This is a genomic window from Muricoccus vinaceus (genome assembly GCF_042433125.1).
GTDB classification, from domain to species: Bacteria; Pseudomonadota; Alphaproteobacteria; order Acetobacterales; family Acetobacteraceae; genus Roseomonas; species Roseomonas vinacea.
In genome coordinates, this window is record NZ_JBHLVZ010000110.1 from 1 (window position 1) to 23,565 (window position 23,565).

The 23,565-nt window shown below is 73.2% G+C and carries 19 protein-coding genes; 16 read left to right on the forward strand and 3 right to left on the reverse strand.

The window, feature by feature from the left end; all coding sequences use genetic code 11:
• The 5 genes from ACFFIC_RS27990 to ACFFIC_RS28010 form a co-directional block, all read left to right on the forward strand.
• Window positions 1-84, forward strand: an 84-nt coding sequence (locus ACFFIC_RS27990) for a PEP-CTERM sorting domain-containing protein (protein WP_377056717.1), incomplete at its 5' end; no start/stop codon positions are given.
• Between the two features lie 178 nt (window positions 85-262).
• Window positions 263-1,402 (forward strand): NAD-dependent epimerase/dehydratase family protein, encoded by a 1,140-nt coding sequence (locus tag ACFFIC_RS27995; RefSeq protein WP_377056649.1) that lies wholly within the window; start codon window positions 263-265, stop codon window positions 1,400-1,402.
• A 220-nt stretch (window positions 1,403-1,622) separates the two neighbouring features.
• Complete coding sequence (asnB, locus tag ACFFIC_RS28000) at window positions 1,623-3,557, forward strand: asparagine synthase (glutamine-hydrolyzing) (RefSeq protein ID WP_377056651.1); 1,935 nt, start codon at window positions 1,623-1,625, stop codon at window positions 3,555-3,557.
• Window positions 3,558-3,567: 10 nt separating this feature from the next.
• Window positions 3,568-3,729: a hypothetical protein gene (locus tag ACFFIC_RS28005; RefSeq protein ID WP_377056653.1), complete on the forward strand. Its 162-nt coding sequence runs from the start codon at window positions 3,568-3,570 to the stop codon at window positions 3,727-3,729.
• Window positions 3,729-4,721, forward strand: a complete 993-nt coding sequence (locus tag ACFFIC_RS28010; RefSeq protein WP_377056655.1) for a glycosyltransferase family A protein — start codon at window positions 3,729-3,731, stop codon at window positions 4,719-4,721. Before ACFFIC_RS28005 ends, ACFFIC_RS28010 begins: the two co-directional genes overlap by 1 nt.
• Window positions 4,722-4,735: 14 nt before the next feature.
• Here the strand turns inward: ACFFIC_RS28010 and ACFFIC_RS28015 are convergent, their stop codons facing one another.
• Window positions 4,736-5,815: a GNAT family N-acetyltransferase gene (locus ACFFIC_RS28015; protein WP_377056657.1), complete on the reverse strand. Its 1,080-nt coding sequence runs from the start codon at window positions 5,813-5,815 to the stop codon at window positions 4,736-4,738.
• A gap of 80 nt (window positions 5,816-5,895) precedes the next feature.
• Here ACFFIC_RS28015 and ACFFIC_RS28020 point away from each other — a divergent pair, with 80 nt between their 5' ends.
• The 10 genes from ACFFIC_RS28020 (at window position 5,896) to ACFFIC_RS28065 (ending at window position 20,880) form a co-directional block, all read left to right on the forward strand.
• The gene (locus tag ACFFIC_RS28020) at window positions 5,896-8,301 is read left to right on the forward strand and encodes a glycosyltransferase (protein WP_377056659.1); all 2,406 of its coding nucleotides are present in this window, start codon (window positions 5,896-5,898) and stop codon (window positions 8,299-8,301) included.
• A gap of 55 nt (window positions 8,302-8,356) precedes the next feature.
• Window positions 8,357-9,079 carry a YdcF family protein gene (locus ACFFIC_RS28025; protein ID WP_377056661.1) on the forward strand — a complete coding sequence of 241 codons (723 nt, stop codon included), beginning with the start codon at window positions 8,357-8,359 and terminating at the stop codon, window positions 9,077-9,079.
• Window positions 9,063-10,292 (forward strand): GNAT family N-acetyltransferase, encoded by a 1,230-nt coding sequence (locus ACFFIC_RS28030; protein ID WP_377056663.1) that lies wholly within the window; start codon window positions 9,063-9,065, stop codon window positions 10,290-10,292. Before ACFFIC_RS28025 ends, ACFFIC_RS28030 begins: the two co-directional genes overlap by 17 nt.
• A complete protein-coding gene (locus tag ACFFIC_RS28035; protein ID WP_377056665.1) occupies window positions 10,289-11,464 on the forward strand; it encodes a glycosyltransferase family 4 protein in 1,176 nt (391 codons plus the stop codon). The genes ACFFIC_RS28030 and ACFFIC_RS28035 overlap by 4 nt, the downstream gene beginning before the upstream one ends.
• A gap of 73 nt (window positions 11,465-11,537) precedes the next feature.
• Complete coding sequence (locus ACFFIC_RS28040; RefSeq protein ID WP_377056667.1) at window positions 11,538-12,659, forward strand: glycosyltransferase family 4 protein; 1,122 nt, start codon at window positions 11,538-11,540, stop codon at window positions 12,657-12,659.
• A gap of 249 nt (window positions 12,660-12,908) precedes the next feature.
• Window positions 12,909-13,712, forward strand: coding sequence for a PEP-CTERM sorting domain-containing protein (locus tag ACFFIC_RS28045; RefSeq protein ID WP_377056669.1), 804 nt, complete (start codon window positions 12,909-12,911; stop codon window positions 13,710-13,712).
• 101 nt (window positions 13,713-13,813) lie between these two features.
• Window positions 13,814-15,142, forward strand: a complete 1,329-nt coding sequence (locus tag ACFFIC_RS28050; protein WP_377056671.1) for a metallophosphoesterase family protein — start codon at window positions 13,814-13,816, stop codon at window positions 15,140-15,142.
• Between the two features lie 10 nt (window positions 15,143-15,152).
• On the forward strand, window positions 15,153-18,656 hold the full coding sequence (locus ACFFIC_RS28055; RefSeq protein ID WP_377056673.1) for an AAA family ATPase: 3,504 nt from the start codon (window positions 15,153-15,155) through the stop codon (window positions 18,654-18,656).
• A gap of 330 nt (window positions 18,657-18,986) precedes the next feature.
• Window positions 18,987-19,697 carry an SDR family NAD(P)-dependent oxidoreductase gene (locus tag ACFFIC_RS28060; RefSeq protein WP_377056675.1) on the forward strand — a complete coding sequence of 237 codons (711 nt, stop codon included), beginning with the start codon at window positions 18,987-18,989 and terminating at the stop codon, window positions 19,695-19,697.
• A gap of 208 nt (window positions 19,698-19,905) precedes the next feature.
• Window positions 19,906-20,880, forward strand: a complete 975-nt coding sequence (locus tag ACFFIC_RS28065; protein WP_377056677.1) for a UDP-glucuronic acid decarboxylase family protein — start codon at window positions 19,906-19,908, stop codon at window positions 20,878-20,880.
• A 49-nt stretch (window positions 20,881-20,929) separates the two neighbouring features.
• Here ACFFIC_RS28065 and ACFFIC_RS28070 read toward each other — a convergent pair whose 3' ends face one another.
• A complete protein-coding gene (locus ACFFIC_RS28070) occupies window positions 20,930-21,595 on the reverse strand; it encodes a TIGR04282 family arsenosugar biosynthesis glycosyltransferase (protein ID WP_377056679.1) in 666 nt (221 codons plus the stop codon).
• Window positions 21,592-22,383: a glycosyltransferase gene (locus ACFFIC_RS28075; protein WP_377056719.1), complete on the reverse strand. Its 792-nt coding sequence runs from the start codon at window positions 22,381-22,383 to the stop codon at window positions 21,592-21,594. Before ACFFIC_RS28075 ends, ACFFIC_RS28070 begins: the two co-directional genes overlap by 4 nt.
• Here ACFFIC_RS28075 and ACFFIC_RS28080 point away from each other — a divergent pair.
• On the forward strand, window positions 22,382-23,485 hold the full coding sequence (locus ACFFIC_RS28080; RefSeq protein WP_377056721.1) for an NAD(P)/FAD-dependent oxidoreductase: 1,104 nt from the start codon (window positions 22,382-22,384) through the stop codon (window positions 23,483-23,485). The genes ACFFIC_RS28075 and ACFFIC_RS28080 overlap by 2 nt on opposite strands.
• The last annotated feature ends 80 nt before the right edge of the window (window positions 23,486-23,565 follow it).

Below are 23,565 nucleotides of genomic sequence, written 5' to 3' on the forward strand. Positions count from 1 at the left end.
CCCGCCTCCCTCGCCCTCTTCGGCATGGGCCTGCTCGGCATGGGCCTGGTGCGCCGCCGCAAGGGTTCCAGCGACACCGTGTGAAGCCGTGCAGGTGGTGGCGCGTTGCCACCGCGAGCGAGGCGGTCAGGGCCGGGCGCTTGCGCGCCCGGCCCCTCCGCGTTGGGCGGTCCGGTGCCGGGACAGCCATCCTGATCGCCCGGTGCGCGCCGTTCTGGGGAGCGGCGTGCCCACCCTCGCCTGGCGATGAAAGGAACGGCGTTTGGCGACCTATCTGCTGACCGGTGGCTGCGGCTTCATCGGATCCCATCTGGCGGAGGCGTTGCTTGCGCGCGGTGACGCCGTGCGCATCCTGGACGACCTTTCCACCGGAAAGATGGAGAACCTCCGCGCGGGCGCCAGTTTCGTGCTCGGCGACGTGTCGGATCCCGCCGCTGTGCGGAAAGCCATGGACGGCGTGGACGGGTGCTTTCACCTCGCCGCGATCGCCTCGGTGGAACGGGGGGTGCGCGAACTGCTGGCCACCCACCGGGTGAACCTTTCGGGCACCCTTGCCGTGTTCGACGCCGCCTCGCCGCGTCGGCTGCCGGTTGTCTATGCCTCCTCCGCTGCAGCCTACGGCGATGCGGGGCCATTGCCTCTGGAGGAGACCACCTACCCGCGTCCTCTCTCGGCCTATGGCGCGGACAAGCTCGGCTGCGAGCAGCACGCGCGGGCTGCCGGGCAGGTTCATGGGCTACCGAGCTGCGGCCTCCGGTTCTTCAATGTCTTCGGCCCGCGGCAGGACCCGAAGTCGCCCTATTCTGGCGTGATCTCCATCTTCTGCGACCGCCTGTCGCGCGGCGAAGGCATCGATCTCTATGGCGACGGAGAGCAGACGCGGGATTTCATCTTCGTGGCGGATGTGGTGGCGGCCCTGATGAGGGCGATGGACCGCGCCTCGCCGGAGGCGCCGGTGCTCAACGTCTGCACGGGGCAGCCCACCTCGGTGCGGGCGCTGGCGGAGACCATCGCCTCGCTCTGCGACACCCAACTGGAGGTGCGGAACCAGCCGCCGCGCCTGGGGGAGATCCGGCACTCCTTGGGAAGCCGCGAGAGGGCGCAGACGGTGCTCGGCCTGGGCATGCCAGTATCGCTGCGGGAAGGGCTTGCGGCCACGCTCGACTGGATGAAGGAACAGCCTGTTGCTGCGGATGGAGCAGCCTACCGGAACAGCCAGACGGCGAATGTGGCGGGCACCGCCCAGAGCAAGGCGGAGACGGCCGTGATGACCAGCGCGGCAACCGGCCAGGCGAGCCGTTCGGAGACCCTGCCCTCGGACAGCGAACCGACGGAAGCCTCCAGCGGAGTGGCGGAAGGCAGCTTAACGTCCTCACAGGCCAGCTCGGGATCGGCGAGGTAGGGAACATTCATTTGCATATCTCCCATCCTGCCCGGGCCTCCGGCTTCGCGGAGGTCGCGCTCCGCGACAGGGACTGCCCCGCCGCGCCGCTTCCGGTCTGTTCACAAAAGGGTGGTAACGCCGAAACGTCAATATTCCGTCACCGGCCGACACTATATCCTGCAATCGAAACGTTGCCGTGCGGTGAGTTCTGCACCGCCTTTTCCGGAGCTTTGGCCTGATGTGCGGGATCGTCGGAATTTTCTGCCCGGGCGCGCATACGCCGCCCGATGGCGCCGACCTTCGCCGCATGGCGGACGCTCTGCGCCACCGCGGTCCTGACGGCGCCGGCTATCATGAGGAAGCGGGGCTCGGGCTTGGGCACCGGCGCCTGGCGATCGTTGACCTGGGTGGCGGTGCACAGCCCATGGAAACGGCCGATGGCGGCGTGGTGATCGTCTTCAACGGCGAGATCTACAACCATCTCGCGCTGCGGCGCGAGCTGGAGGGCGCCGGGCATGTGTTCCGCACCCATTCCGACACGGAGGCGATCCTCCATGCCTGGACGCAGTGGGGGGTGGGGTGCCTTGATCGGCTGAACGGCATGTTCGCCTTCGCCCTTTGGGATCGTGCGCAGGGAACGCTGCTGCTCGCGCGGGACCGCCTGGGCGAGAAGCCCCTGCACTACGCCCGGCGCCCTGCCGGCGGAATCGCCTTCTCTTCCGAGCTTTGCGCGCTGATGGCGCTGCCGGGCATGAGCCGCCGCCTGGACCCCGGGGCTGTGGAGGATTTCCTGGCCCTGGGCTACGTGCCGGATCCGGCCTGCATCTACCGCGACGTCCTGAAGTTGCCGGCGGGCCATTTCCTGCTTCTGGACCGCAACGCGGTTCCCTCGGCGCCCCTTCCGGCGCCACGCGCCTACTGGCGTCCGCCCACCACGGTCGCGGCGGCGCCGGCGGACGCGCGGGGCGCGCTTTCGGATCTGCTGCGCGGCAGCGTGCGCGACCGGCTGATGTCGGATGTGCCGCTCGGTGCCTTCCTGTCGGGCGGCGTGGATTCCGGCACCGTGGTCGCCCTGGCCTCGGAAGCCTCATCCTCCCCGCTGGCCACCTTCACCATGGGCTTTCCCGGAACGGCGGACGAGCGCCCGCGCGCGGCTCAGATCGCCGAGGCGCATGGCACCCTGCACCATGCCGAGACCGGCAGCGCCGATTACCTCGCGGCCGCCCGCCGTCAGGCCGCGATCTTCGGGGAGCCTTTCGGCGACCATTCCGCCGTGCCGACCCTCGCGGTCTGCGCCATGGCGCGCAAGCACGTCACCGTTGCCCTGTCCGGCGACGGGGGCGACGAGGTTTTCGCGGGTTACCGCCGCTACCGCTTCCACACCCTGGCGGAAGCCGCGCGCCGCCTGCTGCCGGCCGCGCTCCGTCGCAGCGCCGTGGCGAGCCTGGCCCGCGCCTATCCCGTGCTGGCCGGGGCACCGCGCTGGTTGCGCGCCAAGAGCACCCTGACGGAACTCAGCCTCGACAGCGCGATGGGCTACTACCGCACCGTCTGCAAGCTGCAGGACGAACGTCGCCGCGCCCTGCTTTCCCCGGCGCTCCGGGCCTCGCTGTCCGGGCACGATCCGTCCGACCGGTTCGCGACCCTGATGGCCGAGTGCGACCCGGCGGAGCCGCTGCTGCAAGCGCAGTACGCGGACCTGCACACCTATCTGCCGGGCGACATCCTGACCAAGGTGGACCGCACCAGCATGGCCGTTTCGCTGGAGGTGCGCCCACCCTTGCTGGACCCGGACGTGGTCGCCTTCGGCATGGGGCTGCCGGCGTCGCTGAAGCTGCGCGGTGGCGTCGGCAAGCAGCTTCTGCGCGAGGTCGCGGCGCCGCTCCTGCCGCAGGCGGTTCTTTCGGCGCCCAAGCAGGGCTTCGCCGACCGGATCGGCGACCAGTTCCGCGCGCGCGCGCCGGAGTTGCGCGCCCGTCTCAACGGCGCGGCAATGATGGATTCGGGCCTCTTCGACGGACCACAGCTCCTCCGGTTGGTGGACGAGCACGCGGCCGGGCAGGCGGACCATGCGCAGGCGCTCTGGCAGCTGCTGGTCTTTGAGGGCTTCCTCGCCGGGGAATCACCGGACCTGCACGGCTTCGCCCGCGTGCCGGACGCGGTGCAGGCGTGATCCGGGCGGCATGATCGGGCGCGCGGCAACGGAACGGCGCGGCATCCCCGCCGGCCCGGCGCGGAGCGGCGGATGGGCCATGCAGCGGCCCGCCGCCGTTGCCGCGTCCTGGCCGACCGGCGCCACCAACTCCCTTGGGCGGGCGACCGCGGATGCGGGGCGGAGCGGCTGATGGACTCCATCCCGCACCGGGACCACACGGAGGCTGGCGGGAGCCGGCCGGCCGGGCAGGACTGCGCGCCCTGGAGCATCGCCATCTTCGCCCGCAACGAGATGGCCTCGCTGCCGCGTTGCCTGGAGGCCCTGGCGGCCGCGACGGCGGGCGCGCAGGCAGAGGTGTCGCTTCTGCTGAACGGCAGCACGGACGGGTCTGAGCAGGCGGCGCCGCGCCTGATGCGCGAAGCGCGCCTGCGCGGCAGCGTCTGGTCCATTCCCCACGCCGACAAGTCCAACGCCATCAACCAGTATCTTCACCGGCTGCGCCCCGAGGCCGGGCTGCACGTCTTCGTGGATGCCTATGCCGCCGTGAAGCCGGACGCCCTGCGCCGCTTGGCCGCGCGGCTGGTGGCGGAACCTCTCGCGATGGCCGCGGCGGCGGTGCCCAGCTCCGGCCGCAGCGCGGCGGCCCTGCGGGCGGATATGCTTGAATATCCAGGGCTTCACGGATCGCTCTTCGCGCTGCGCGGCAGCTTCGTGGAGCGCCTGGCCGCCTCCGGCCTGCGGTTGCCGCTCGGGCTCTACAGGGGGGACGGGCTGCTCGGCTCCTTCGTGATGCACGACCTGGACTCCGCCAGCAGTCCCTGGCGCCCGCCGCACATCGCGGTGGAGCCTGAGGCGAGCTGGACCCTGCAACCGCTGCGCCCCTGGAGCCCCGCCGATATCAGGCGCCACCTGCGGCGGCTGGTGCAGCAGGGCCGCGGGCGGCTCGAATCCGGTGCGATCCGCCACACCATCTATCCTGGCCAGGGCCGATGCGGCGGCTTCGGGGCCCTGCCGGAACGGGCGGACAGCATGATCCTGGACTGGCTCGCCGCCGTTCCGGAGGCGAGGCCCAGGCTGGCGCGCGATCCCTTCGCCGCGCTGGCCCTGCGCCGCATCCGCCGCGCGGCGCCGCCCGAGACCTCCGCTCTGGAGCCGCGGCTCGTCGCCGCGGTGCCGGAATGAAGCGGTGCAGAACGCTACGGCGCCGCCGTCCAGAGCACCGCCTGGCGCAGCCTCGCAGCGACGGCCAGCACGGAACGGCTGCGCGCCGCTTCCGCCCAGACCAGCGTCGAGGCATCCGTCGCCAGGCTTCGCTTGTAGCGGTCGTCGCCGCCCAGGAAGTCGTAGCAATGGTCGCCCAGCCGCAGCGCGCGCTCGATCGCCAGATGGTGGCAGGTGAGTCCGGGCTTGGCGTGTGGATCCGGCACGGCGTAGTCGAAGCCGCTCTGGTAGGCGCAGACATGTCCGCCCAGGCGGAAGTTGTAGAGATAGCCGATGGGTCGTCCGCCGGCGCTGGCCCGCAGCAGGTCGACCTCTCCGCGGGGAACGCCGCGCGCGACCAGGGCGCGGTGGAAGCGGAGCATGAAGGGGTCCGCAAAGGCCCCGGGCTGCCCCCGCGCGCGCCAGGCGGCGCCGTGCAGGTCCACCAGGGCGTCGAGCCAGGCCAGCGCGCCGGGAACGGTGTCCGCGCGATCCAGCGTCACCTCCCCCTCCGCCGCGTAGCGCCGGTTGGATCGGCGGAGCTGGCTGCGCGTGTTGGCGCTGAGCGCGCCGAGGTAGTCTCCCCCGGCGAGGCGCAGCGCATCGAGGCGCACCAGCGGGGCGGAGCGATCCTGGCGGCGCGGCACCACGGCTCCGGCCGCGCGGGCCGCCTCGATCACGGCGCCCTCCACGCCGCTCAGGCGCAACGCGGCGATTCCGCGCATCCGCAGCGCGCAACGCAGCATCGCCGCCATGGTCTCCGCCCCTTCGCCGGGCGCCAGGAGGGGACCGTTGTGCTCGATGAACGGCGCATCCAGCTGCGGCTCGCCGCTTTCCGACAGGCAGAGCCGGCGGTGCCAGGGGCGTCCGCTGCGGTTGAACAGGGCCAGCCCGACCAGCCGCCCGCCGCGCTCGGCTCGCACCAGCACCGGATCGCGGAACCGCTCCCCGGCCAGGCAGCCCACCCAGGTCCAGCTCCGGAAGAAAGGAGGCGCTGCCTGCGCCTCCAGACCGCGCCAGGCTTCCTCCAGGTCAGCGAGGTCGCGCGCGTGGGCGAGCGTCACCTGCAGTGCCAACGGTGTTCCCATCCCATCCATTGGTCGCAGCGGACCACGGAGGCGGCGCAACGGAAAGCCGCGCTGCGGAGAAATAAGCAATGAATCGTGTTCTTCACGTTCTGAAATATTACCGTCCGGCCTTCACCGGGGAGGGCGTGTTCCTGGAGCGCTCCTCCGCCGTCATGCAGGAGGTCGCGCCCGCGGTGGGGCACGACCTGCTGGTGACCCATACCCCGCGCCCGGCCGATCCGCGCGAGGCGGCGGCCTGCTCCACCCTCGGCCGGGTGGTCCATCTCAGCCGCCGCCCGCTGGGCGCGCTCGGGCGGGAGGCGGCGCTCGTCTGGTGGTTCCTGCGCAACATCCGCCGCTATGACACCGTGCACTTCCGCACCCATGCGGACTGGTACTTCCTCAGCTATCTTCTGACGCGCCTCGCGGGCCGGCGGCTCGTGCTCTCGGCCACGCTGGACGACAGCCTTCCGGTGCTCACCCATCAGTACAGGCGGTCGCTGCGCCCACTGGTGGCGCGCGCCTTCGGCCTCTTCAACGCCTACATCTCGATCAGCCCCAAGCTGCTGAACGAAACCTTGTCGGCCGGCGCGGACCCCGCCCGGTGCTTCCTCGTGCCCTGCGGGGTAACGGTGCCGGAACAGCCGCCCGGCACGGGAGCCCGGCTGCGCGAAGACCTCGGCTTCGCGCCCGGGGACACGGTGCTGCTCTTTGTTGGCGGCCTGTGCCGTCGCAAGGACCCGATGTTCCTGATCGAAAACCTGCCGGCCATACTGAGCGCGGCGCCCCATTCCCGTCTTCTGCTGCTCGGCCCCCCCCTGGAGCCCGACTATGTGGAGGCCCTGCGTGAGCGCGCGCGCGCGCTGGGGCTGGAAGGACGGGTTCACCTCGCCGGAGAGCAGTCCAACCCCCATCCCTGGTTCGCGGCCGCCGATATCCTGGTTTTCGCCTCGCGCATGGAAGGTTTCGGCACGGTGGTGCCCGAAGCGATGGCGCACGGCTTGCCCGTGGCGGTGCGCCGCCTTCCCGGGGTGAACGATAGCTTCGTGCTCGAAGGGGAAACGGGCAGCCTGTTCGACACCGCCGCGGAATACGTCGCGGCGGTGACGCGCATGGCGGCCGACCCCGCGCTGCGCCGGCGGCTTGGCGCCGCAGGGCGCGATCTCGTCCGCCGCCGGTTCGGCATGCGGACGGTGGCGCGCCAGTACCTGGACATCTACGGCCTGCCGGTGGACGCGCAGAACAGCGAAAGCGGGGCGGCCGCACCCGGCGAAAGCCCGGCCCTGCCGGGGGAGACCAGGCCCTCGCCGCTGACGGCGCCGGCGGTTCCCGCCGCCGCGGGCTCCATGCCAGGGGCATCCACCCCGGCGGCGGGGCCCGAGATGGAAACCGGCCTCGGCGCCACGGCCTCCGTGCTGGATACGCGCTTTCACCACCTGGCTCCGCCGCCGGCCGACGGGCGTCCCCGCCTCGTCACGATGGTGGATGCCGAGGAGGCCTTCGACTGGTCGCGGCCTTTCTCGCGCGATGCCTCGGACGTGTCCTCCATGGCGAAGCAGCACCTGGCGCACCGCGTCTTCGAGCGGCACGGGGTGGTGCCGCTCTACCTCGCCGATTACCCGGTGGCGAACCAGGATGCCGGGCGCGCACCGCTGCGGGAATTGCTGCGCGACGGCGCCTGCGAGGTGGGTGCCCAGATGCACCCCTGGGTGACGCCGCCCTTCGAGGAGCTGGTCTGCGAGCACAACTCCTATGCCGGCAACCTTCCCCCGGCGCTGGAGCTGGAAAAGGCGCGGCGGCTGACGGACAAGCTGGCCGAGGCCTTCGGCGACCGGCCGCTGATCTACCGGACGGGCCGCTTCGGCGTCGGGCCGCGCACCGCGGACGTGCTGCGCCACCTGGGTTACCTCGCCGACACGAGCGTGACCCCGGGCTGGCAGCCGAACTGCCAGGGACAGTGGGGGTCCTGGGGGATCTCAGCCCGGCCCTATTGGTGCGACCGCGACCGCACCCTGCTGGAAATCCCGGTCACGGGCGCGCTGGTCGGGCGCCTCGCCCGGCGTTACGGCGCCCGGCTCGGACCGGTCGCCTTTCACCGCCTCGCGGGCCGGACGGGTCTTACCGGTGCGCTGTCGCATCTCGGCCTGCTCGAGCGGATCCGGCTGAGCCCGGAAGGCATGACGCTGGACGAGGCGAAGCGGCTGGTCCGCGTGATGGTGGCCGATGGACACCGGACCTTTGTTCTCACCTATCACTCGCCCTCGCTCGCGCCCGGCAATACGCCCTATGTCCGCAGCGCCGCCGACCTCGACCATTTCCTGGCGTGGCTCAACGGGTTCTATACCTTCTTTCGCGAGGAGGTGGGGGGGCAGCCCGTGTCCTGGCGCGCGGTGCGAGGGCTGCCGGCGTCGGCCGCGCCGGGCTGCCGGGCGGCACCCTCCGCAGCGGCCGGCCTTCGCCCCGCCGCCGCGCTGGAGCCGCAATCGCCGGCATGACCGCACGCCCGCATTGCTCCCGTCCGACTGATTCTGCCGTGAACAGCCCAGCCTGATGCTTCAGGCCGCGCTCACGGCTCTCCTGTTGCCGCCCCTGCTGCTGGTGCTCCTGCAGATCCTCGGGGCCGGGTTGTCCTGGCGTGGCCGGCGGGCGGGCCTGCTGCTTGTCTGCGGCGCGGCCGTGTTGCAGCTCCTGCTCGCCACACCCTTCGTGGCGGGAACCCTTCTCACGTCGCTGTACCCCAAGCCGGTCGCGCCTTCCGCCCCGCCCGGGGCGATCGTGGTGCTGGGCGGCGACGGGGCGCGCACCGACGCGGGAACGGAGGTCGGCCCGCTGACGCTCGAACGGCTGCGGGCGGGGGCCGCGCTGCAGCGCCGCACCGGACTGCCCCTGCTCGTCACGGGCGGGCCGAACTCGCCGGGCGCCGAGCCGTTGGGCATCGTCATGGCACGCAGCCTCTCGCAGGACTTCCGCATCCCCACCCGCTGGATCGAGGCGGCGGCCGGGGACACGCGCGACAATGCCGTGCTGGGTGCGGCCATGCTGCGGACGGAAGGCATCAACACGGTGTTCCTTGTGACGCATGGCTGGCACATGACCCGGGCCATGGAGGCCTTCGCGCGCGCCGGCGTCTCGGCGCAGCCCTTCCCCGTTCGCACCGACCGCGCCCCGGATGGACGGGCCAGCGACTGGCTCCCGCGGCCCGACCATCTGGCGGAAAGCTGGTTCGCGTTGCGTGAATGGATGGGGAGGCTGGTTTATGCGCTCCGCGACTGAAGGCGACCGGCCATCCGCCCCGGCAATGGCGGCCGAGGGAGTTGTCGGAGCGGAAACGGAGCCATCCCCCGCGGATCATCGCCGGCCGTCCGCTGCCCTCCGCGCCCTCGCGCCAGGCGAGCCCCTTCCGGGCTGGTGCGACCGCCACCTGCCGCCGGCACGGCTGGACGCGCTGGGTGGGCGCGCCTGGTACACGGCCACGCTTTCGGCAGGCCTGCCGGAGGGTGCGGAGCCACTGCTTGCGCTCGGTGCCGGAAACACGGTGCTGATGCCGCTCATGCGCCGGGACGGGCGGATGCACAGCCTGACCACGCCGTATTCGCTGGGCTGGCGACCGCTCGTGGCATCCGGCGCGAATCCGGCGGTGGCGCTGCGCGAAGCCGGGCGAGACCTGGGGCGGGCCCTTCGCGGCCAGCCCCCGGCCGTGCTGGACTGCCTGGCACCGGAGGAGCGAGACTTCGGCGCTTTCCTGAGGGGCCTGCGCTCGGCCGGGCTGGTGCCGCTGCGCTTCGGTCATTTCGGCAACTGGCACGAGCCCGTCGTGCCCGAGGATGGCTGGGAAGGATACCTCAGCGGCCGTCCCTCCGCGCTGCAGTCCACCATCCGGCGCAGGACGCCGCGCTGCCTCCGGCGCATGCGGTTCGAATCGGTCGATGCCCCGGGTGACCGGCTGGAGGCGGCCATCGGCGCCTACGAGGCCGTCCGCGCCCGGAGCTGGAAGCCGCATGAGCCCTCCCCCCGGTTCGATGCCACGCTGATGCGGGCCATGGCCGCGGAGGGCACGCTCAGGCTGGGTGTGCTGCGCCTGCGGGAGAACGACACCCCGGTCGCGGCGCAGTACTGGGCTGTCTCAGGCAGGCGGGCCGTTGTGCTGAAGCTGGCCCATGACGAGGCGGAGCGGGAACACTCGCCGGGCACGGTGCTCACGGCGATGATGATGGCCGACATCCTGGATGGCGATGGCGGCGTGTCCGAGGTTGACTTCGGCCGCGGCGATGACCCTTACAAGCGGCTCTGGGCCGGCCAGCGGCGGCGAAGGATCGGGCTGATCATCGCCGATCCGCTCCACCCCTCGGGGCTGGCGGCGATCGCCCGCCAGGCGGCGGGACAGGCCTTGCGCCTTGGGCGCGAATGGTGGGCTGCCCGGTCGCCGGGCACGGGTGGCGGCAAGGGGCGGGCGGGCAAGGCCGGGGAAGAGCGGAGCGCGGCATGAAGATTCTCTACAGCCACCGGATCGGGTCGCGCGACGGCCAGGGCGTCCACCTCGAGGAGATGGTGGCGGCGATGCGGGCGGAAGGGCACGAGGTGCGCCTCGTGGGTCCTTCCTTCTACGGCCAGGGCGGCTGGGGCGGTGAAAGCCGCGCGGTCGGGCTCGCCCGCCGCCTGCTGCCCGGGTGGGCCGCGGAGGCGGCGGAGCTCGCCTACAACGTTCCGGCGTACCGCCAGCTGGCGCAGGCCGCGCGGGAGTTCCGGCCGGACGTGATCTATGAGCGCGCGAACCTGTTCTTCCTGGCGGGAGCCACGCTCGCCCGCCGCCTCCGCCTGCCCTACCTGCTGGAGGTGAACGCTCCCCTCGCCGACGAGCGGGCGCGCCACGGCAACCTGCGGCTGGGCCGCCTCGCCGCCGCCGCCGAGCGCCACACCTGGCGCGCGGCCGACCGCGTGCTGCCCGTCACGGAGGTGCTGGCCGACCGCATCGCCCAGGAGGGGGTGCCGCGCGAGCGCATCACCGTGATCCCGAATGGCATCCAGCTCGCCCATTACCCCGAGCCCGCGCCGCGCCCGCCGTCGGGCCCGCTGACCCTCGGCTTCGTCGGCTTCATCAGGGACTGGCACGGCATGGACAAGGTCGTGCGGTCCATGGCGGGCTGGAACGGGGCGGAGGCCCTGCAACTGCGCGTGGTGGGCGACGGCCCGGCCCGGCCGGGGCTGGAATCGCTTGCCGCCTCGCTCGGTATCGGCGAGCGCGTGCGCTTCGACGGCGTGGTGGATCACGAGGTGATCCCCGGGCTGGTCGCGGGATTCGACATCGCCCTTCAGCCCGCCGCCGTCGCCTACGCCTCGCCCCTGAAGGTTTTCGAGTACATGGCCGCGGGCCGCGCCATCGTGGCCCCGGACCAGCCCAACCTGCGTGAGGTGCTGGAGGATGGCCGCACCGCGCTGCTTTTCGACCCGGCGCGGGAAGGGGCGATGTGGGAGGCGATTGCCCGGCTCGCCTCCGACCCCGCGCTGCGCGCCCGCCTCGGCGCCGCCGCGAGGGCGGAGGTGCTGAAGCGCGACCTGACCTGGACCGGCAATGCCCGCCGCGTCGTGGCCATGGCCGAAGACCTGCTGCGGCGCCGCCATGGCGCGACCGGCGCCCTTTCCCCGGCTTCGGCGGCGTGAGCGCCGCAGCGACACCGTGGCCCGGTTCCCCCATCCGATGACGGCGCGAACGACGCCCGGGAAGACATCCGACATGGCACCGGCGCGCCAGCCGCTTCTTCTGCACGTGTTCCCGACCTTCGCGGTGGGCGGCGCGCAGGTTCGCTTCTGCGCCCTGGCCAACCGCTTCGGCCCGCGCTGGCGCCATGCGGTGGTGGCCCTGGACGGGCGGACCGACTGCACGGCCCGGCTGGAGGCGGAGGTTCCGCTGGAGCTCGTCGCCTCGCCTGCCGCGAAGGGCAGCGGGGTGCGCGGGATGATCAGGATCGCACGGCTCCTGCGCCGCCTGCGGCCTGCCGCCCTGGTGACCAGCAACTGGGGCAGCATGGACTGGGTGGCGGCCCGCCTTCTGGCGCCCGGCATCCGGCATATCCACACCGAGGACGGCTTCGGACCGGACGAGAGCGCCGGGCAGAAGCCGCGCCGCGTGCTCGCCCGCCGGCTTCTCCTGCGGCGAAGCACCGTGGTGCTTCCCTCCGAGACGCTCTTGCGCGCGGCGACCGACCTGTGGCGCCTTCCGGCGGGGAGGCTGCGCCACATCCCGAACGGACTGGACCTTCGCCGTTTCCGCCCGGATGGTCCCAAGGCCCTGCCGGAGGTGCCGGGCGAAGGCCCGGTGGTCGGAACCGTCGCGGCCCTGCGGACGGAGAAGAACATCGCCCGGCTGATCCGCGCGGCTGCCCTTCTCCTGCAGGAGGGCACGCCCATGCGCCTCGCGGTGATCGGGGAAGGGGTGGAGCGCCCCATGCTGGAGGCGCTGGCGGGTGAACTCGGCATCGCCGGATCGGTGCTCTTCACGGGGGCGATCCCGGATCCCGCGGCGGCTTACCGGGGGCTGGACCTTTTCGCGCTTTCCTCAAGCACGGAGCAGATGCCCTTCTCGGTTCTGGAGGCGATGGCCACGGGGCTGGCGATCGCCTCCACCGATGTCGGCGACGTTCGCACCATGCTGGCGCCGGCCAATCGCCCGCACATGGCGCCCGCCGCCGGCACGGATGCCGCCCTGGCGGATGCGCTGCGGCCCCTCCTGCGCGACGCGGCCCTGCGAAGCCGGCTGGGTTCCGACAACCGTGCCAGAGCCGAAGCCTGCTACGACGAGGAAACCATGTTCCAGGCCTATGCCGGGCTGCTCGACCCTCGAGAACAGCGCGCCTAGCGACCCCGGCCGGGAACCCCTCGCAACAGCGCTTCGCGCCACGATGCGCCAGCGATCGCCCGTAATGGCCGCGCGCGGTTCGGACACCGAAATCATCCCTGTCGATAGGTTTTACATCGTAACATAAAATATTTTTCTTTCGATGCAACCCGTTGCAAAACAACGATACTTTTTTGGCACAGAAGTCGCACCCTTGACATTTGCCAGGCCAGCTCCCGCCGGGCGAAATGATGAACAAGGAACACCGCGATGATCAGAACAGCGCACGCGTTGCTCGGCCTCACTGCTCTGGCCTTTTCGTCCACCACGACCCTTGCGGCGGGCTTCGTGAACGGCTCCTTCGAGGATGGGACCGCATCCGGCTGGACCACCGGCGGCGGCTACCGCGGGAACACGCCGAACGCCTCCCTCAACCCGTCCAACGTCCTGCCCGGTGGGCCGCTCAACACCGATGCCGGAACGCGCTCGGCCGTGATCGGCACGAGCTACGTGGATCCGAACCTCGGCAGCGCCCTCGGCGGCACGGTTTACAGCGGCAACTTCGCCTATCGCGCCGAGGACACAGGAAACGGCGGCTTCGGGTCTGCGATCAGCCAGACAGTGGCCAACTACACCGACGCCAACATCTTCTTCGCCTGGAAGGCCGTGCTGGAAAACGGCGGTCACGCGCAGGACGAGTCCGCGCTGCTGAAGATCACGCTGCGCGACGATACCACCGGCACCGACCTTGTCAGCCGCACCTACAATGCCGGTGCAGGGGGCGGCGGCGTTGATGCCCGCTTCTCCTCCCTGGGCGGACTCTTCTACACCTCGGCCTGGCAGATCGAGCAGATCGCCATCGACTCCTCGCTCAGCGGCCACACCTTCACGCTGTCGCTGCTCGCGGCGGACTGCGAGCCCACGGGCCACACGGGCTATGCCTATCTCGATGGCTTCGGCGCCGTGATCCCGCCGCCCACGACGAACGTGCCCGAGCCCGCCTCGCTCGCGCTGTTCGGACTGGGCCTCGCCGGCCTCGGCCTCGTCCGCCGCCGCCAGCCCCAGGCGGCCTGACGGGGCGGCCTGACCAGGTGGCGGCGGCCCACTCGCGGGTCGCCGCCTCCCAGTCCTGACGAATCGTCGCGTGCGGGGTAGGATGGGCGCCGGCGCGCCGGATGCACCCCCGATCCCCTGGAGTGCCGGCGACGCAGCACGGGCGCGCATTGAACAGCTTCCGCTTCCTCCACGCCGCCGACCTTCACCTGGACAGCCCGCTTCGCGGGCTCGGCGGGGATGCGCCCGCCGCCCGCATCCGCCGCGCCACGCGCGACGCGCTCGACAACCTCGTGGCGCTGGCCATCGCCGAGGCCGTGGATTTCGTGGTGGTGGCCGGTGACCTTTACGACGGAGACTGGCCGGACTTCCGCACCGGGCAGGTGCTGGTGGCGGCCTTCGCGCGCCTCACCCGCGCGGGGATCCGCGTGGTCGCCATCCGCGGCAACCACGACGCGGAAAGCGTGCTGACCCGCTCGCTGCGCCTGCCGGAGGGCGCCACGCTGCTGCGTGCCGACCGGCCGGACACGGTGGACTGGCCGGAATTCGCCGTGGTGCTGCACGGACAAAGCTTCGGCACGCGCGACGTGCAGAGCAATCTCGCGCAATCCTATCCCGCGCCAGTGGCCAACCGCTTCAACATCGGCCTGCTGCACACCGCCGCCACCGGCCGCCCGGGCCACGCCTCCTATGCCCCCTGCACGGTGGAGCAGCTGGCGGCCCATGGCTACGACTACTGGGCGCTCGGCCACATCCACGCCCGGGAGGAGGTGCTGCGCGAGCCCTGGATCGTGTTTCCCGGCAACCTCCAGGGCCGCCACGTGAACGAGACCGGTGCCAAGGGCGCGAGCCTGGTCAACGTGCAGCACGGCCGGGTGGTGTCCGTGGAGCACCGCGCGCTCGACGTCGTGCGCTGGGAGCGGCTGGTGGTGGATTGCGAAGGCGCGGCCGACGAGGATGCGGTGCTGGAACGCTGCCGCCGCGCCATCGGCACGGCGCTCGACGGCGCCGAGGGGCGGCTGCTGGCGCTGCGCCTTCGCCTGGAAGGCCCCTGCCCCGCCCATGCGGCGCTTGCCCGCGACCCCGCCGCCCTCCGGCAGAAGCTGATCGCCGCCGGGCTGGAGGTGGCCGAGGCCGGCGCCTTCTGGCTGGAGGAGGTGCGCGTCGCCACCCGCTCCATGCTGGACCTCGACGCGCTCCGGGCCCGCGAAGACGCGGTGGGGCGGCTGGTTCACGCCATCGAGGCGCTGGCCGCCGATCCGTCCGCAGCCGCCGGGCCTGGCGAGTCCGCCCGCGCCTATGCCGGGGCCATGCTGGACCGCGGCGCCGGAAGGCTGCGGCAGGCCCTGGGCGAGAACCATCCCGCGGTGCTCGCGGCCGAGGGCCGGCTGCCGCCCGAGTTGCTGCACCGCGCCCGGGACCTGCTTCTCGCCCGCCTTGCCCAGGGCTGAGCGGCCCAGGATGCGCCTGACCAGCCTCGCCCTTCGCCGCTATGGCAGCTTCGCCGACACCACCCTCGACTTCGACCCGGCGCCCGGGCGGATCAACCTCGTTCTCGCGCCCAACGGCACCGGGAAGTCGGTGCTGCGGCACGCCTTCGGGGAATTGCTGTTCGGGATCGGCGGGCAGACGCCCATGGGCTTCCGCCACGGCTATGCCGGGATGCAGCTCGCCGCGAGCGGGGTTGCTTCGGACGGAACCCCCTTCAGCTTCGTTCGGCGGAAGGGGAACAAGAACACGCTGACCGGCCCGGAGGAGGCCCCGCTCGACCAGGGCTGGCTGGACCGGCTGCTCGGGCGCGGGGACGCGAAGCTGTTGTCCCAGCTTTATGCCCTGGACACGGAACGCCTCCGGCAGGGAGGGCGGGAGCTGCTCAGCTCCGGCGGGGCGCTTGCCGACGCGCTGCTGGCCGCGGCCGGGGGGCTGCGCGAAGCATCTCTCCTCCGCCGCAGCCTGGAGGAGGAGCGGGACCGGCTGGCGCCGCTGCGCAAGACCGCCCAGCGCCCCTTCTACGCCGCGCTGGATCGCTGGTCGGATGCTCGGCGCCAGCTCAACGCCAGCCTGGTTCGCCCGCAGCAATGGGACGAGCGGGAGCGGGCGCTGCGCGAGGCGCTTGGCTCGCGGGATGCGGCCAATGCGGCGGCGGGTGCGGCGGGGGAACACCTGCGCCGGCTGGAGCGGGTGCGGCGCGTGCGCCCGATGCTGGCCCGGCGGGACGCGGCGGCGGAATGGGTGGCGGCCAACCCCGGCGCGCCGATCCTTCCGCCGGACCTGGCCCGGCGCCTGCCGGAAGCGCGCGGGGCTGCCGCGGCGGCCAGCCAGAGGCTTGCCACGGCGCAGACCTCGCTCGAACGGCTCAGGGCCGAGATCGCCGCCCTCCCCGCGGATGAGGACCTTCTCGCCCGCGGCCCCGAACTGGAGGCGCTGCTCGCCGCGTCCGGCCTCGCGGCGCAGGCGCAGGACGGGTTGCCGGATGCGGAGGCCGCTCTGGCGGCCGCCCTGGCCCGGGCCGCGGGGCATCTCTCCGGGCTCGGCCTCGCCGGTGCGGAGGATCCTGCTTCCCTCGTGCCCTCGGCCCGGCTGCTCGCGGCGCTGCGCCGCCTGGCGGCGGAGCACGCGGCGGAGGGTGCCGCCTCGGCAAGCCTGCCGGAGCGAAGGGCGGCGCAGACGGCGCGGCTGCAGGAGGCCGAACGCGCCCTCGCCGCCCTGCCCGCGCCCGGCGGGGGCCAGCGGCTGGAACAGTTGCTGCGCGAGATACGGCGCGGCGGGGAACCGGTGGCGCAGCGGGCGGCGGCCGCGCGGGCCCTTGCCGAGGCGGAGGCGCGCCTGGCCGCCGCGCTGGCCCGGCTTCCCCTTCCGCTGCGCGACCCGGATGTCCTGGCCGCGATCGACCCGCCGGGCCTTGCCGCGCTGGAACGTCTCTTTGCCGCCCTTTCCGCCGCCCGCGCCGGGCTGGAGCGGGCCGCCGATGCCGTGACACGTGCGCAGGACGTTCTCGCGGCGGCGCGGGCCGACCGGGCTGCGCTCGAGGCTGCCGGCCCGCCGCCGACCCGTGCCGCCCTGGCAAGCGCGAGAGACCGGCGGGAGGCGGGCTGGGACCTGGTCTTCCGCCGCCTCTCGGGCGAGGCCGCTCCCGCTGCCGAGGCCGGATACGCTCATGGCCGGCCCCTGCCGCTCGCCTATGCGGAGGCCGTGGCCGCGGCCGACGCAGTGGCCGATGCGCGGCTGGCGGACGCCGGACGCGCCGCGCGGTCCGAAGCCCTGGACCTCTCCATTGCCGCGGGCGCGGCGTCGGTGGACGCCCTGCGCGAGGCGGAAGCCAGCGCGGGGGAAGGCTGCGCGCTGGCCGGGCGGCACTGGGGCGCGGCCATCGGGACGCTTGGCCTGGACCCCGCGGCGGGCCTCGCCGAAGCGCAGCGCGCCCTTTCCGCACGGGAGGAAGGGCTGGCGGCGGCACAGGCCGAGAGGCTTGCCCGGGCGGCCCTGGCGGAGTTGCAGGGCTGGACGGAGGCCGCCGCCGCCCGGCTGGCCGATGCGCTCGGCAGTTCCCCGGCGGAGGCATCCCTCCCTGCCCTGCTGGACCGCGCGGAGGAAGCCGTTCGCCGGCAGCGCGCGGCCGAGGAGGAGCGCCGGCTCGTCCTGGCCGCCGCCGAGGCGGCGCGCGATGCCCTGCGCGGGGTCGCCGCCGAGGAGGAGGCAGCATGGGAGCGGCGTGCGCGCTGGCGGGAGGAATGGGACACCGCCCTGGCGCAGCTTGGCGAGAACGCGGGTGCGGACCCCGCTGCCGTGGCGGCACGGCTCGACCTGCGCGAGGCCCTGGGCACGGCGCTGGGCGAGGCCGCGCGGCTGGAGGCCGATGTTGCCGCCTGGCGCCGCGCCCTGGATCGTTTCCGCGCCGGCCAGGCGCAGCTGCGCGCGGCGCTCGGCCTTCCTCCAGAGCCGGATGCCCTGGCCGGGCTGCGCGAGCTCGACCGCCGCCACCGCGCCGAGGCCGCGCGCGCCGAGGCCAGGGAGGTTCTGCAACGCCAGCACGCGGCCGGCGCTGAGGCGGTCCGGGAGCAGCAGGCCGCGCTGGACAAGGCGGCTGCGGCGCTGAGCGAGGTGATCGCCGCCGCAGGGGCGCCGAGCGCCGAACTGGCCGAGCAGCGCATCGCCCTGGCCGCGGAGCGCGCGCGCCAGGACGGGCTGCGCGCCGCCGCCGAGGCCGAGTTGCTGGAGAACGGCGACGGGCTCGGCCTGGAAGCCCTCAGGGCCGAGGCGTCGGCGCAGCCGCCAGAGGGGCTGGAGCAGGCCCTGGCCGGGGCGGAGGCCGAGCGGGGCCGCCACGCCGCCGAAGCCCAGGCCCAGGTCGCCGCCGCCACCCGGCTGGAGCTGGAGATGCGGCAACTGGCCGGTGACGACCTCGCGATGCGCGCCGCCTCCGACGAGGCCGCCGCGGCCGGGGAGATCGGCCAGACGCTGGACGACGCGCTGCTGATGCAGGTGGCCGCCGGGCTGCTCGATGCCGCCCTCGGCGCCGTGCAGGAGGGCACGGACGACGCACTTCTCCGCCGCATCGGCGATGCGTTCTCGGGCCTCACGGGCGGCGCCTATTCCGGCGTGGCCTTCCGCGAGGACGAGCGCGGAACGGCGCGGCTCACGCTGTGCCCCCGCGGCTTCCCCGACGAGGAGGCCGGGGTGGACCAGCTTTCGGAGGGCACGCGCGACCAGCTTTTCCTGGCGCTGCGAATTGTGGCCATCGAGGACCACGCCGCAAGCGGCACCGTGCTGCCCTTCATCGGCGACGACATCCTGCAGAGCTTCGACGATGCGCGCGCCGCTGCCGCCTTCCGGGCGCTGCTGCGGCTGAGCGAGACGGCGCAGGTGATCCTGCTCAGCCACCACGAGCACCTGCTCCAGGTGCTGCGCGACACGCTGCCGGCCTCCGCCTTCCATCTGCAAAGGCTTGAGGGCGCGGCGGCCTGACGGCGCGGCGCTGCAGCGCGGCCATCGCGCGTTCGTCGTGCGAAAGGTCGAGGTAGCGCCGGGGCCGCCTCCGCATCGGCGGGCATCCAGCGAAGCCCTTCCATATAGGCGCGGACGTCGCTGGCCATGGGGAATAGGGCGGACCCTTTCCCGCCGGCCAGGTCCCGAACACCACGGTGACCATGACGGGCAGCCGGGCGCCCTGGGGCCGGGCATTGACCATCCCCGGGCATTCCCTGGGCTGCTCGGGCCTGGACGCCGCCGGGGAAGTGGCGGAGTTTCCGTCCTCCCCGCGCCGGCGACCGGCGGCGGATGCACCGGCCAGGGTTCATGACGACGCAGACCACTTCCATCCCCGGGGCATCCGGGGCAAGCCGCCATGCGGTGGTCACCGGCGCCAGCTCAGGCATCGGCGCCGCCATCACCGCGCGCCTGCTGCGTGACGGCTGGACGGTGACGGGCCTGAGCCGCACCGACCCCGGGCCGAGGCCTGGCCTCGATCACCGCTCCGTGGACCTGCTCGACCCCGTCTCCATCGCACCGGCGTTGGCTGGACTGCGCCCCGATGCCCTCGTGCACGCGGCCGGACTGATGCGCGGCGGCCCGCTCGGCGCGCTGGATCTGGAAGCGGGACGCACCCTCTGGCGCCTGCACGTGGACGCGGCCTTCGCGCTGGCCGATGCGCTGGCCCCTGTGCTGCCGCAGGGCGGGCGGATCGTGCTGATCGGAAGCCGGGGCTCGGCGGGGGCGGCGGAGCGCAGCCAGTACGCCGCCGGCAAGGCCGCGCTGGTTGCCATGGCGCGCTCCTGGGCGCTGGAGCTGGCGCCGCGCGGCATCACGGTGAACGTGGTGTCCCCGGCCGCCACCGACACGCCCATGCTGCGCGATCCCGCCCGCGCCGGCATCGCCCCGCGCGTGCCGCCGATCGGCCGCCTGATCGCCCCGGAGGAGGTCGCCGCCCTGACCGCCTTCCTGATGGGGCCGGAGGCGGGCGCGATCACGGGGCAGCAGATCCTGGTCTGCGGCGGAAGCTCGCTCTAGGGGCGCCAGGGGCGGTCGCCGGATCGCCCGGCCGCCGGATGGGCTCCGCGCTCCCTCCCATGGAATTGCGCGGAGCGCGCCGCGGGGATAGGGACTGGGGCCAGGACGGCGCGCGTTGCGGCATGCCCTGCCCGCCTGGCGTGGCCGGCGCGGCGGCGGGTGCGCGATGGCGGAAGGCCTGGGCCCTGGCCCGAAGATGGAGCGGCGGATGCACCTGCGTAAGCGAGTTCTGGTAACCGGAGGGGCCGGCTTCCTCGGCTCCCACCTGTGCGAACGCCTGCTCGCGCGCGGCGACCACGTGATCTGCCTCGACAACTACTTCACGGGCACGCGGGACAACATCGTCCACCTGCTGGCCAACCCGTATTTCGAGGTGGTGCGGCACGACATCACCTTCCCGATCTACCTGGAGGTGGACCAGATCTACAACCTGGCCTGTCCGGCCTCCCCGGTGCATTACCAGCGCGACCCCGTGCAGACCACGAAGGTCAGCGTGCACGGCGCGATCAACGTGCTCGGACTCGCGAAGCGCCTCCGCATTCCCGTGTTCCAGGCCTCCACCAGCGAGGTTTATGGCGATCCCTCCGTGCATCCGCAGCCCGAGGAATACTGGGGCAACGTCAACCCGATCGGCGTCCGCTCCTGCTACGACGAGGGCAAGCGCTGCGCCGAGACGCTGTTCTTCGACTACCGCCGCCAGCACAACCTGCAGATCAAGGTGGCGCGGATCTTCAACACCTACGGGCCCCGGATGCACCCCAACGACGGGCGCGTGGTCTCGAACTTCATCGTGCAGGCGCTGCGCGGCGAGCCCATCACCATCTACGGCGACGGCAGCCAGACGCGGTCCTTCTGCTACGTGTCGGACCTGATCGACGGCTTCGTGCGGCTCATGGAATCGCCGCCCGAGATCACCGGCCCGGTCAATCTCGGCAATCCCGTCGAGTTCAGCATCCGCGAGCTGGCCGAGATCATCCTGGCCGAGATCGGCGGGCCGAGCCGCATCGTCGCCCGCCCCTTGCCGAGCGACGACCCCCGCCAGCGCAAGCCCAACATCGAGCGCGCCCGTGAATCGCTCGGCTGGCAACCGAAGGTGGGGCTGGCGGAGGGCCTGCGCGCCACCATCGACTATTTCGACCAGGCCCTGCGCCGCCCCGGGGAGCTGGTGGCCACGAAGGCCTGAGCCCTCCCGCGGCGGCGAGCGGGAACGGCGCGGCCCGGCCGAAGGCGCCTCACCCCAGGCCGAGGCCCCGCAGCCAGCCAAGCAGCGCCGCCTGCTCCGGGAGGGGGGCCACGAGGGCCGCCAGCGCGTCCCGCACCGCCGCGAGTTCCGTGGCCGTGTCCGCGTCGAACAGGCGCGGCATCGGGGTGACCGCCCCTTCCCCGGCCAGGGCCTGCTGGAAGCGCGCGGCCGTGTCCTCCCGCGAATAGATGACCGAGGTCCAGACGCGGTTCGGCACGGGGGCACGCCCGCCGAAGAGCCAGAACCCGCCATCCTCCGAGGGGCCGATCACGAAGGGCGCCTCGCCCCGCAGGGCCGCGGCCGCACCCCGCAGCAGCGAGGCGCTCATCTGCGGCGAATCCGCGCCCACCAGCAGCACGGAGCCGTGCCGGGCGAGCAGCGCCTGGTAGACCCGGCCCATCCGTTCCCCCAGTCCACCCTCGCCCTGCGCGACGCAGGGGAATCCGGTCCAGTCCGGATGAACCAGCGCGGCGGGCTCGGCCACGGCCCAGTGCGGCACCAGCGACGCCCCGGCCGCGCGCGCCACCGCCGCCACGGCCGCGGAGGCCATCCGGTGGAAGCGCACCGCCGCCTCCGTCCCGATTTCCGCGCCCAGCCGGGTCTTCACCGGGGAAAGGCCAGGGGTCTTCACGAAGATGGCCAGAGCGGTGCTCACGCGCTCCGCCCACTGTTCCGCCGCCAGGCGGCCCAGGCCTGGGCCGCCGTCAGCCGCCAGTGCAGCCAGGTGGTCCGCCCCCAGCCGTACCGCGCGTACTTGCGGGCGGAGGTGGAAAGCCCCGCCCCGATCCGCCGCAGCGGCAGGCCCGCCCCGTGCGCCGCCCAGGCCAGCAGGTGGTCCTCCCCATAGGGCGCCGCCTCGTCGTAAAGGCCGAGTTGCCGGAAGGACTCCGCCGGCAACACGAAGCCCTGGTCGCCGAAGGGCAGGCCGAGCCGGGCCGAGCGCCAGTTGGCGCCCCAGGCGTTCAGCCGGGCCAGGCGGGGGCCGTCCGGGCGGAAGGCTAGGTCGAACCAGCCCAGCGCCGCCTCCTCCCGCCCGGTGAAGCGGAGCAGCGCCGGAAGGGTCTGCGGCGTGAAGCGGCTGTCGGCGTGCAGGAACCACAGCCATGCCCCGCGCGCGGCCCGCGCCCCGGCATTCATCTGCCGCGCCCGGCCGCGCGGCGCCTCCATCTGCCGAAGGATCACGCCGTCCGGCCAGCCCGGCGGCACCGGGCGCGGTCCGCCACCGGCGCGCACCAGGATCACCTCGCTGCCCCCCGGAAGTCCGCGCAGCGCATCCAGCAGCGGCCCGTCCTCGGTTTCGTCGGGCGCAAGGGGCAGGATGACGGAGAGGGTCGGTGAAGTGCGGTGCAGTATGGCGGTCCTCGGCGGGATCGGCGCGGCCGTTTCGGGCGGGGGCATGGATGGATTATAGGCCGCCGGGACGGCGCGCGAGGATCCCCCCATCGGCAAGCACGTTCTCCTCACCGGAGCCGGCCATGCGCATCTGCTTCTGCTGCGCCACGCGGCGGAGTTCCAACGCCGCGGCCACGCCCTCACGCTCCTTGCTCCCGGTCGCTTCTGGTATTCCGGCCTCGCCACGGGCGTGCTGAACGGCGAGTGCGCCCCGGTGGAAGACCAGGTGGACGTCGCGGCCCTCGCGGCACGGACCGGCGCCCGCTTCGTGGCCGGCCGGCTCGCGGGCCTGGACCGGGAAGCAGGGCGCGCGATCCTCGATGACGGGCGCGACCTGCCCTTCGACCTGATCTCCCTTGCGCTGGGGAGCGAAACCGCGCCCCTGCCCGGCGCGGCGGCCCTGCCGGACCGCGTCTTCCCGGCCAAGCCCATCCCCAGCCTCTGGCGACTGCGCCAGGCGCTGGAGCGACGCTTTGCCATGGGGGAGGCCGTGCGCGCGGTTGTTGCCGGAGGAGGCATCACCGGCGCCGAGATCGCCGCGAGCCTTGCGGGCCTGGCCGCGCGGCGCGGCGGCCGCCTGCGCGTCACGCTCCTGGCCGGGGACGGCCCGCCCCTTCGCAACCTGCCCCCCACGGTGTCCGGGCCCTTGCTGGAGAGCCTCCGCCGGCGTGGGGTGGAGGTCACTCCCGGCCGTATCACGGCCATCCACCCGGACCGGCTGGACACCTCGGCCGGCCCCCTGCCCTTCGACGTCGTGGCTCTCGCCACGGGGCTGCGCCCGCCGGCGCTGCTTGCCACGTTCGGGCTGCCCCTCGCGGAGGATGGCGGCCTGGTCGTGGATCACCACCTGCGCTCGCCGCTGGACGCGCGGGTCCACGGCGCGGGGGACTGCGTGGCTCTCCAAGGCCACCGCCTGCCGCGCGCCGGGGTCTTTGCCGTCCGCCAGGCACCGGTGCTGCTCCACAACCTGCTGGCCGCGGCCGGGGGCGGTGCCCCGCGGCGCTTCCGCCCGCAGCGGCACCACCTCTGGATCATGAACCTCGGGGACGGCACGGGCTTCGCCAGCCGTGGGGCCCGGCACCTTCAGGGCAGGCTGGCGCTGCGCTGGAAAAACTGGCTCGATCGCCGCTTCCTGGACCAGTTCCGCGCCTGAAGCCTCCGCGGTACGGGATGCGCGGGCGCGTCCCACCCCCATGTCACCCTGGAGCGGGCCCTTGCCCGGCAGGAGGCGCC